The following is a 528-nucleotide window of genomic DNA, read 5'->3' on the forward strand; positions in this document are numbered from 1 at the left end:
AGCTTCACTTCGTCATGACGGGTGACAAGCAAGAAGCGCTTCAAGCTCAGAAACGTTTTATGTAATTCGTGTTTAAAGAATAAGCAGAGAGATTAACTCAGTGGCAGGAAGTGACGCGCTTCCTGCCTAAGGAATCAAGATTATGAACTTTACGAAAACCGCTATCGCCACCGCTGTGATTGCAAGTGTTATTGGTTTGGCTGGCTGCAACGATGACGACGATAACACCTCACCAAGCGTCGATACTTCCAACCTAAAATACGTCGACCCATTCATTGGGACAGGCTTTAACGGACACACCTTCCCGGGTCCTGTTGTGCCAGAAGGCATGGTGCAACTTTCTCCAGATACCGAGCTGATCGGCTGGCACTCTTCATCAGGTTACCATTTTGATAAAAAGACCTTATTTGGCTTCTCCCACACTAACCTATCTGGCACGGGTATGGTCGGCTTAGGTGACATTCTGTTCCTGCCGTTTACCGAAGATAAAGCCAAGTACATAGAAGACAGTGACGCCTACCGCGAAGC

General features: G+C 47.7%; 1 pseudogene. It reads left to right on the top strand.

Features of this window, described 5'->3' with window-relative positions:
* Nucleotides 1–142: 142 nt before the first annotated feature.
* Nucleotides 143–528, top strand: a pseudogene (locus tag R7O13_RS30600) (glycoside hydrolase family 92 protein); the annotation flags it as partial.

This window comes from Vibrio sp. Y176, assembly GCF_033438945.1.